Here is an 8,554-nt window from a genome sequence, read left to right as displayed (position 1 = left end):
ATCCAGGGAAGAGATGAGCATATATAATAACGATTGTTCCTCTCTCAAAGATTGACTGCATTCAAAGGGAATGTAAAGCAAGAAATATAAGAATCATCTGAAATGCATTTTTGACTCTAATAGTGTGCACCGACAGAGACCAATCCCAATATCATACGAAAGGAAGCCAGTATCCTTCCGCAAATATCGGTTTTGTTATGTTGACATTGATTTTATCGATTGAACACGATTCAGAGGCAGGAAACTACAGACGGATTTTTATCTCCGTCTGTACAAATTGTACGTTTTTTGTTTATTTAGGAGGAGCCATTCCTACACAGAGAGAACTGAATTCTTTCACTCTCCAAGCTCCGTCACTTTCTTTGGATACTGTGACTGGACGAAAACTGGAAGCTCCTTTGTTTCCTACGAAAAGTTTGATTGTTCCGCTGGATTCTTCTCCCGAATAAGGGTTCGTATAAGTTTCTACAGTCAAAGGCTGAATAGGAGTATAACTGTTAGCCGGTTCTGCGCCTTTAAAGTAGGCATTGGCTAACATTTTGTACTTCTCCAATTGAGAAACAAGAAAGCGGTCTCCGTTTCCCAGATCTTCTCCTTGATAGGCGGTCGGCTTATTCGACTTTTGTCTGTTTTTAATGAGAACGGAAGAAACCAAAGCTTGGTTTCCTAAAGTTTGGTCTTTGCCGTACAAATGAATGGCTAAAACCAAAAGACCCACCGCCCCTTCCGGAGTTTTCGAAAGTTGGGACTGCAAAGCAGAGAATTCTTGCATATTCGCAGGAACCGAGGAAAGAATCACTCCCGGTCTAGGTGTTAGATTTTGTGCGGAAAGCCCGAAAGAGAAAGATAAAATGGAAACTACGTAAGCTATGTTTTTCATGGGAGAAAAACATAACATAGACCGATTTTACTTCAAGCCAAAATTCCTTGGGAGATGATGTGCAAAATCTTTTTCAATTCAGCATCGTCATCCACAGGAAGATCAGGAACGATCACGAAACGATAGAGCAAATAGGATATATTGATGCTGTATGAGGTTCTTACATACGTTTCCACATCCACATCGGAACGAATTTCTCCCGTAGATTGATAGTAACGAATGGCATCCAAAGCTGGTTCGTAGAGATTTTCTTTCCATACCTTCCCGAAAAATTCGGCAAAATCGGCATCCTGCAAAATGGCGGTGACTAGGATTCGAATTTTATGCCTGTTTTCCCGAGCCATTGCGACTCTATCTTTCATCATAAAAAGATACCAATCGGCAAACTTCGTTTTTCTGGCTTCCAACATCTCTCTTAATTTTACCATCTGCACGGCGAAAGCCACTTCATATACGATTCCGGATAGAATTCTAGAATAAAGCTCTTGTTTGGTGGCAAAATATTTGAACAGAGTTCTTTCCGTTACTTTGGCCTTCGCGGCCAGTTCTTTGGTAGTCGTTCCGTCGAAACCTTTTTCTCCGAACAGGATCTCCCCTGCTTTTAAGATATCCGCTTCTTTTTCCGAGGCAGGATTCTTGTACTTTTGGTATTCGTTTTGAAGATTTTTTTTTGTGAGCCGCAAATGAGTCCTAAGCCTCTTCCTCTCATGGTTTCGGATCCCTTCAAAAACTCAAAAAAAAAATAATTTAGGAAGGAAAAAAGTATAGTAAACGCTATACCTAAAACCATTCCTGGTATAGTGAATACTATACCAGGAATAAAACTTATGAAAAAAGTCAATACACACTTAAGGGAAGTCTTGCCGATTCGTTGGAACAAAAAGACTCTTTCTTCCGCCAAATGGGGGGAGAAATTTCTCCCGGACGGAAGGATTCAATATTGGATCGAACATGATCTGATCCGAGGGGTCACGCCCAAGATGCTTGTCTGGTGGTTTTCCCACTTGGAAGGAGACATGGAATTCCAAGGAAAACTATTTAACCGTTATTTAGTATGGCACCCGGAAGACCATGTACACAATAGTTATGCGAAACGTCTTCCCGATGGAACTGTCGGTCCGGGAGCTACCATTCGACTTGTGGAATATTTAAACCGAAATCCCAAATACAAAATCAATGTGGAAACCGATATAGAAAAGTTGGATGAAGAAGGTTTTATCCACAACCCTCGATTGGAAGGAATTCTGCCAATGGCAAGGATGGAATATAAATTCAAACAGGTAGGAGGAGATACTTTTTATGAAAACTCTCTCATCATCGGTTGGAGAAATTGGAGTTGGAAGATCTTTCGACCTTTCATTCGATTCTTTCTGTTTCCTACCGCCAGAGGGATCGCATGGATCCAGCATAATATCGAAGAAGTGGGACAATTCGAAGCGTTTTTACCGGAGTTATATGCGAAGGAAACAAAACGGGGAAATTGAAACATTAAAATTCGTAATAGGGACTGATTTGTTTCAGTCCTTCCGCTCCTGCCAGTTTCATTAGGATTCGATCCAATCCCAAAGAGATTCCTGAGGAACCGGGAAACATCCCCGATTCCAAAACGGAAAGAAAGTCTTCGTCAATCGAGAATACTTCTTTGCCCAATTTTTCCCTTAACTTCTGTTCTTCGACAAACCTCTTTCTTTGTTCGGAAGCGTCCGTCAATTCCCAAAATGCGTTAGCCAGTTCGATTCCATCCCAGTAGATTTCGAAGCGTTTCGCCTTACCTGATTCTATTCGGGCGAGTGCGGCGCATTCGGGAGGATAATCGTATAAAAAAACGATCTCTTCGCCTAATTTCGGTTCCACTAAGTTCAAAAATACCAAAAAGAATAAATCTTCATATTGCCAAAGATTCAATTCGGAGGGAGGAGTGTTCGTAAGTTTCGACTCTGAGATGGTCAGAAGCAGATCTTCCTTTCCATACCCTCTTCCTGTGTTTTGCAAAAACGATTCTTCCACGGATACTTCTCTGTAAAACCCATCCTGCAAAAGTTTTTCCGCGATCTTTATCGCATTCGCAGAAGTATCTAGTTTCGATTTCGAGAACGTTTCCCCTAAATTTTGGAAATAAGTTTTGATGAATTTCCTTAGGTCCCCGTCGTTCCAACCCTTGGCATACAATTCCAACATCAAAAATTCTTTGGAATGATAGGGACTTCCCTTCTCTCCCGAACGGAATGTATGGGTGATTTCGTAGATCCGTTCCAATCCTGTTGCCAAAGATTGTTTTAAGGAATATTCGGGAGAAGTAATGAGATAACCCTTCTCCTCTTTGTTAGGCGAATGTACGAGAAAAGGATCCAGATAAGGTTCCATTCCCACGATCGGTTTAAAAATGGGAGTGTCCACTTCCCAGAATCCTGATGTTTCCAAAAAGGCTCTGGTCGATTTTAAGAATAAAGACCGTAAAATTTGAATTTGGTAGGGAATGGATTTCATGGAAATGTCAAAGAAGAATTCGTTTTTTCATTTCCCAATAAAAGCGTTAGGAACATCTTTTCACCATGGCAAGGAAAACCAAATATTTGTCCATCAGAGAGATAGAAAACGCTTATGAAATTCAAGTTCATAGCAAAGAATATACTCCCGAAGTGGAAGATGAAATCACTTCCGTAATCGCCATGTTATTTTTTCAGACAAGATCCCATATCCAATTGGACGTCACCAGTTTGAATTCCATTCCGCAAGCGTTTCTCACCCAAATCTTACGTCTGGCAAAAGATCTGAGAATGAAAAAAAGGGTTCTGGTTCTTTTGGGAGTTCCCTATTCCGTATATTTCGTACTACAACGCTTTCAACTGCTTTCTTTATTTTTTCAGACCAAAGAGGGTATGATCAGGAAAAAGTTCCATAATCCTCTGCTTGCCAAGGAAGAATCTCAAGGTTAATCCCCAATTCACCTAACAACAACATCACTCTTTTTTCCAGTCGAATCCCTTTCGTTTCCGGGGAAGAAAATTCTACGGAAGCGTAAAAACAAGCTTCATGCAGAGAAGCGACATCTTTCAGTTCCCTTCGAACGGGAGCCAGTCGTTTTAAAATCTCCCAAAGATGATCGTTTAAGGAAGATTCCGGACTCAGCTTGGAATTAATCTGCCAATGAGGGGTAAGAGGGTTATTTTGTATGTCTTTTGTGTCAGAGTCGTGGAAGTAATCGGGATCTATCGACAATTTCTCGGAAATGTCCACCGGACGAAGTTTGGGGCCGAAGATGGCAAGCATCGCCCATGATTTTGGTTCCCTTTGTGTTTCCATTGAATTTTTTACTTTTTTTTTCTCCTAGAAGAACCAAATTACGATAGAACTCAAGGGAAAAACATGAAAAATATTTTGGTAATTGAGGACGATCCGGACATTGGGAACCTAATCCGTAAATCCCTCGATTCTGCTCACTACACTACTTCCGTTTTTGAAAACGGAGAAGAAGGGTTGAAATTTTATAAATCCAACCACCCCGATCTTGTTATTTTAGATCTTTCTTTGCCTGACATTGACGGTATGGAAATTTGCAGAAGCATCCGCAAATCGGACGAAAGCACTCCTATCTTTATCCTTTCTGCACGTACGGAAGAAATCGACCGCATCATGGGTCTTGAGTTAGGTGCAGATGACTACATCACCAAACCTTTCTCCGTAAGAGAACTCAAAACAAGAGTGGATGTTTTCTTCAGACGCTGGGACAAAAAAATAGGAATCAAACCGAACGTCGGCCAAGCAGGAGAAATCATGCGTGGCGCTTTGAAAATCGATTCCATTCGAAGAAGAGTCACCCTCAACGAAAACATCATCAACATTTCTCGAAAAGAATTCGATATCTTACAACTATTAGCCGGTTCTCCTGGGAAAGTTTTTTCCAGAGAGATGATTTTAGAATCCGTTTGGGGAGTGGAATGGGACGGTTTCGAAAGAATGATCGACAGCCATATCAAACGAATTCGATCCAAACTGGAAAAAAATTCGGCACAACCGGAATGGATTGAAACTATTTGGGGAATCGGTTATCGTTTTACCGATAATTATGAAAATATAGTCGTTCCAGATTGATGAATTATGGAAGAATCCAAACAACAAAAGACTTTAATCGACGAAATTAAGTTATACGAGAAGAAGGCGAAGGAAATCGAACGAAGGGCCAAGGAGAAATATATGGAACAAGTATCTGACATCAAACAAAAACTGGGCAAAGCCAGCGAAGACGCTTCCATCAAAGCGAAGGAAGTCATCGACAAAGTAGGAACTTACGTAAAAGAAAATCCTCAGAAAGCGGCAGTGATCGGCTTCGGAGTCGGTTTGGGACTGGGCGTTGCTCTCGGTTGGATCTTCAGAAAAAAATAAACATTGGCCTCTCAGAACAATCATCAAGACGCAGCCTCCCGTAAAAAGGGAGGCTTAAGAGGTGCATTCCAAGACTTAATCAACAAGCTAATGGCTTATTGGGAAGTGATGGTGCTTTATATCGAAAAAAACCTGGGGCTGTTCATTCGAAACCTGGTCATCTCTTCCATCTGGGTTTTTTCTTCCCTCTTTTTCATTTTCATCGCACTCCTTTATTTTTCCTACGGCATCTTTCTCAGCTTACAGAAGTTTGTTGCAGGAGGAGATCCGATTCTTTCCAGTTTCGCTACGGGAGGGATCTGCCTCATCATTGCGGTTCTTCTGGTAGAAGTGGTTTTAAAGAAAAAATAAATGTTCAACCCTCTCAAAGACCACGAACGATACAGCGAAAAAGACCCGAAAGACATGAGTCTGGACGAACTCAGAATGCTTTTGAAAATCAGGCGTTTGGATTTGGAATTGGAATGGAAAGAGTTCCAAGGGAAAATTCATTTTTGGCAGAGATTGGGCAGAGCCGTCAAACAATCCGGTTTTTTGGAAAAAGTACAAGAAACCGTAAGCTCCTACTTCTCCAAGGATGAAAATACCGGAGGTAATTGATTTTTTTCTTTGCAATCCCCCCTTTCTTTGATAAAAAGAGACCCCTGGCCACATCAGTGCACTTGATTCTTCCTTTTTTAATATTACTTATGCTCACCGATTCTGAACTTTCTCCGGAAACAAAAATTACACCCACTTCGATTGTATGGCAGGAAACTTCCGGACCGGTCGCTCCCGAATTCCGTTATTCGGTGATTGTACGAATCCAAGCGGATGCAAAAGGATTTTTTTTTGCTAAAAAGGAAACGAAAGGCAATCATCCGGCCACGGAAGTCAAAAAAAAGATTTCGAAAGATTCCTATTCGAAATTTATTACCCAACTGATCCAATCGGGAGCGTTAGAACATCCTTATGAAAATCTTCCTACGGAAAAAATCACAGGGATCAGTTATAACTCTTTCTCCATACAAAGAGGGTCTAAGAAATCACGTTTCTTTTACGTGCTGAAAGATTTGGAAAAAGCGGAATTTAAGAAGAAAAAACGAATTATCGATCAAATTAAGGGGATTCGATTATGAAACAATCGGCAAAGCCATTTCTATCCGTGAATTTGAAGTTCACTGTTTTTAGTTTTTTTATCAGCGCTCTATTATGGGCCCCTCTCTTCGCACAAGAATTCGATCCGAATTCCGTTCGTTCCAGTGACTGCAGACCGGGCAAATACCAATGCGGTTATCTTCCGGCTTCTAAAGAAATCCAAGATACAATCCCTCTCAAAAGAGATTTCAATAGTTTCGATGAAATTCCTTCCAGTGTGGATCTTTCTTCCAAAATGCCTCCCGTAGGAAACCAAGGGCAACAAAGCAGCTGTGTGGCGTGGGCTACCGGTTATGCGATCAAATCTTATCTTGCAGCAGACCAAGGAAAATCAGCGAACTATGATCCTCCTTTCAAAAACGGAGGACAAGGGAAAAACGTATTCTCCCCCGCTTTCATCTACAACCAACAGAACGGAGGAAAAGACGAAGGATTATATTATTATAAAACCATGGACTTCCTCGTAAAAAGCGGTGTGGCTCCTTGGAGCAGCATGCCCTATTCCGAAAAGGATTACAGAACACAACCGAAGGATGCAGTCAAAAAAGAAGCACTTCAATACAGAATCAAATCTTATACTCGATTGAATTTCAAAAAACCGGACGAGATCAAAAGAGTTTTGGCACAGGGAAATGTGGTTTTGATCGGAATGACGATCGATGACGGTTTTTATAATCTCAAAGGCTCTCAAGTGTACGATGCGAACAGCGGACAAGATTACGGTGGTCATGCGATGACGATCGTAGGTTATGATGATAATAAAACTTCCAAGTCCGGCAAAAAAGGAGCTTTCAAACTGCAAAACTCCTGGGGAACTTCTTGGGGAGACAAAGGATTCGGATGGGTTTCTTATGCGATCCTTGCCAAAACCGGTCAGGAATCTTATGCGTTAGTCGATCCTCCTAAAACAACCACTGTAGACCCTGCGGTCACTACAACTACCGTGACTCCTACTCTTCCTCTACTTCCTCCTGCGGACATCAAAGCTTCCCGAGGAGAATTCGATTCGAAAATCGTATTGACTTGGTCCGCAAGCCAAGGAGCGGTTTCTTATCTGATCCAAAGAAGAGCTACGAATACCAGCAAATACGATAATTTAGCTTATGCGAATTTGCCTACTTATACGGATTCTGCCGTATCTCCTGATTCCGCTTACATCTACAGAGTGGTTTCCTATTCGACTACGGAAAGCTCCTTCCCTTCCAAAGATATCGAAGGTTACACGAGTGAGTCTTCCACTACTTCCGGGCAATTAGGGCAAGTGGTCGGTCTGCAAGCACAGACTTTTTTATCCGGCAATTCTCCCAGAGTTTCCTTAACTTGGTCCGAAATCGACGGCGCCACTGCATATTCCATTGCAAGAATCGAAAATACGAAAGCTTGGAAAATCATAGGAAGTTCGAAATCGGGAAGTTTTACCGATGCTTCACCTGTGGTAGGAAAAGCCAATTCGTACAAAGTAGTCGCTACTAGAAGCGGTTCCAATGCGGGAGAATGGAGCGATTCGGTGGCCGTAGAAGTTGCTAATAAAGAAGTAGCTCCGGACAAAATAGCAAGTGTTACAGTGAGCAACGGTGAATTTGCGGATAAAATCATTCTAGCTTGGGCCCCTGCTCCTGGAGCCACAATCTACTATATCTATCGTTTCAATAATGCCCGCGAACAATTCGGGCCTTTCAAAACAACCGGCACTTCTTTCGAAGACACGGATGCAGGACTCAAAGACGGAGGTTATCATGCATATACCATCTTTGCAGGAAATAGCGCCGGTTATTCGAAACAAAGCGATTATGTATACGGTTACGTAAACCAAGGAACGACCAAAAGAGCGGCAGGAGTCACTCTCTCTCCTCCTCAAAATTTGACAGGGTCGGTAAGTTCTAAGGACAACAAAGTCAACCTTAAATGGAACGCAGTGAAAGATACTTACGAGTATTATGTGTACAGAAAAAAAGTGACTGCTGACGACAAAGGAAAACACGCAGACTTCAAATTTTTAACTCAGGTGCCTGCGAAATCGACTCAATTCTCGGAAAACTTTCCTGGAGAGCCGGGAGAACTATTTTTATATTCCATTCGATCCAAAGCAGAGTTAGGTTCCGAGTCCGCTGACTCCAATGTGGTTTCCGTGTTCCTAAATAAAGCCCCTAGTCC

The 8,554-nt window shown here is 41.8% G+C and carries 11 protein-coding genes and 1 pseudogene; 8 read left to right on the top strand and 4 right to left on the bottom strand.

Features of this window, described 5'->3' with window-relative positions:
• Window positions 1-292: 292 nt before the first annotated feature.
• Together EHS15_RS10490 and EHS15_RS10485 are read right to left on the bottom strand one after the other, a co-directional pair.
• Window positions 293-898, bottom strand: a complete 606-nt coding sequence (locus EHS15_RS10490) for a DUF6935 domain-containing protein (protein ID WP_246052066.1) — start codon at window positions 896-898, stop codon at window positions 293-295.
• Between the two features lie 14 nt (window positions 899-912).
• Window positions 913-1,563, bottom strand: a complete 651-nt coding sequence (locus EHS15_RS10485; protein WP_167884208.1) for a TetR/AcrR family transcriptional regulator — start codon at window positions 1,561-1,563, stop codon at window positions 913-915.
• 144 nt (window positions 1,564-1,707) lie between these two features.
• Here EHS15_RS10485 and EHS15_RS10480 point away from each other — a divergent pair, with 144 nt between their 5' ends.
• Complete coding sequence (locus tag EHS15_RS10480; protein WP_135760524.1) at window positions 1,708-2,364, top strand: DAPG hydrolase family protein; 657 nt, start codon at window positions 1,708-1,710, stop codon at window positions 2,362-2,364.
• A 4-nt stretch (window positions 2,365-2,368) separates the two neighbouring features.
• Here EHS15_RS10480 and EHS15_RS10475 read toward each other — a convergent pair whose 3' ends face one another.
• Window positions 2,369-3,367: an amino acid--tRNA ligase-related protein gene (locus EHS15_RS10475; RefSeq protein ID WP_135760523.1), complete on the bottom strand. Its 999-nt coding sequence runs from the start codon at window positions 3,365-3,367 to the stop codon at window positions 2,369-2,371.
• A 65-nt stretch (window positions 3,368-3,432) separates the two neighbouring features.
• Between EHS15_RS10475 and EHS15_RS10470 the strand changes: the two genes are divergently transcribed.
• Window positions 3,433-3,816 carry a hypothetical protein gene (locus EHS15_RS10470; protein ID WP_135760522.1) on the top strand — a complete coding sequence of 128 codons (384 nt, stop codon included), beginning with the start codon at window positions 3,433-3,435 and terminating at the stop codon, window positions 3,814-3,816.
• On the opposite strand, the gene EHS15_RS10465 is transcribed toward EHS15_RS10470, so the two are convergent.
• A complete protein-coding gene (locus EHS15_RS10465; protein WP_135760521.1) occupies window positions 3,764-4,183 on the bottom strand; it encodes a DUF4279 domain-containing protein in 420 nt (139 codons plus the stop codon). The two genes, EHS15_RS10470 and EHS15_RS10465, sit on opposite strands and share 53 nt — an antisense overlap.
• A 63-nt stretch (window positions 4,184-4,246) precedes the next feature.
• Here EHS15_RS10465 and EHS15_RS10460 point away from each other — a divergent pair, with 63 nt between their 5' ends.
• The 6 genes and pseudogenes from EHS15_RS10460 to EHS15_RS10435 all read left to right on the top strand — a co-directional run.
• On the top strand, window positions 4,247-4,972 hold the full coding sequence (locus EHS15_RS10460; RefSeq protein ID WP_135760520.1) for a response regulator transcription factor: 726 nt from the start codon (window positions 4,247-4,249) through the stop codon (window positions 4,970-4,972).
• Window positions 4,972-5,263 (top strand): annotated as a pseudogene (locus EHS15_RS10455) (hypothetical protein). Before EHS15_RS10460 ends, EHS15_RS10455 begins: the two are co-directional and overlap by 1 nt.
• A 3-nt stretch (window positions 5,264-5,266) precedes the next feature.
• Window positions 5,267-5,614 (top strand): LBF_4227 family protein, encoded by a 348-nt coding sequence (locus EHS15_RS10450; protein WP_135760518.1) that lies wholly within the window; start codon window positions 5,267-5,269, stop codon window positions 5,612-5,614.
• On the top strand, window positions 5,615-5,863 hold the full coding sequence (locus EHS15_RS10445; protein WP_135760517.1) for a hypothetical protein: 249 nt from the start codon (window positions 5,615-5,617) through the stop codon (window positions 5,861-5,863).
• On the top strand, window positions 5,860-6,381 hold the full coding sequence (locus EHS15_RS10440; protein WP_210416336.1) for a hypothetical protein: 522 nt from the start codon (window positions 5,860-5,862) through the stop codon (window positions 6,379-6,381). The genes EHS15_RS10445 and EHS15_RS10440 overlap by 4 nt, the downstream gene beginning before the upstream one ends.
• On the top strand, window positions 6,378-8,554 hold a 2,177-nt coding region (locus EHS15_RS10435), incomplete at its 3' end, for a C1 family peptidase (protein WP_135760515.1). The genes EHS15_RS10440 and EHS15_RS10435, both read left to right, overlap by 4 nt.

The sequence above is a fragment of the Leptospira idonii genome (assembly GCF_004770995.1).
GTDB lineage: Bacteria > Spirochaetota > Leptospiria > Leptospirales > Leptospiraceae > Leptospira_A > Leptospira_A idonii.
The sequence above is the reverse complement of the archived record's forward strand: the minus strand, read 5'-3'. Positions and strand labels throughout refer to the sequence as shown.

Coding starts and splice junctions, on each gene's coding strand:
- EHS15_RS10470 (WP_135760522.1), top strand. CDS start 3,433: ATGGCAAGGAAAACCAAATATTTGTCCATCAGAGAGATAGAAAACGCT.
- EHS15_RS10445 (WP_135760517.1), top strand. CDS start 5,615: ATGTTCAACCCTCTCAAAGACCACGAACGATACAGCGAAAAAGACCCG.
- EHS15_RS10480 (WP_135760524.1), top strand. CDS start 1,708: ATGAAAAAAGTCAATACACACTTAAGGGAAGTCTTGCCGATTCGTTGG.
- EHS15_RS10460 (WP_135760520.1), top strand. CDS start 4,247: ATGAAAAATATTTTGGTAATTGAGGACGATCCGGACATTGGGAACCTA.
- EHS15_RS10490 (WP_246052066.1), bottom strand. CDS start 898: ATGTTATGTTTTTCTCCCATGAAAAACATAGCTTACGTAGTTTCCATT.
- EHS15_RS10475 (WP_135760523.1), bottom strand. CDS start 3,367: ATGAAATCCATTCCCTACCAAATTCAAATTTTACGGTCTTTATTCTTA.
- EHS15_RS10465 (WP_135760521.1), bottom strand. CDS start 4,183: ATGGAAACACAAAGGGAACCAAAATCATGGGCGATGCTTGCCATCTTC.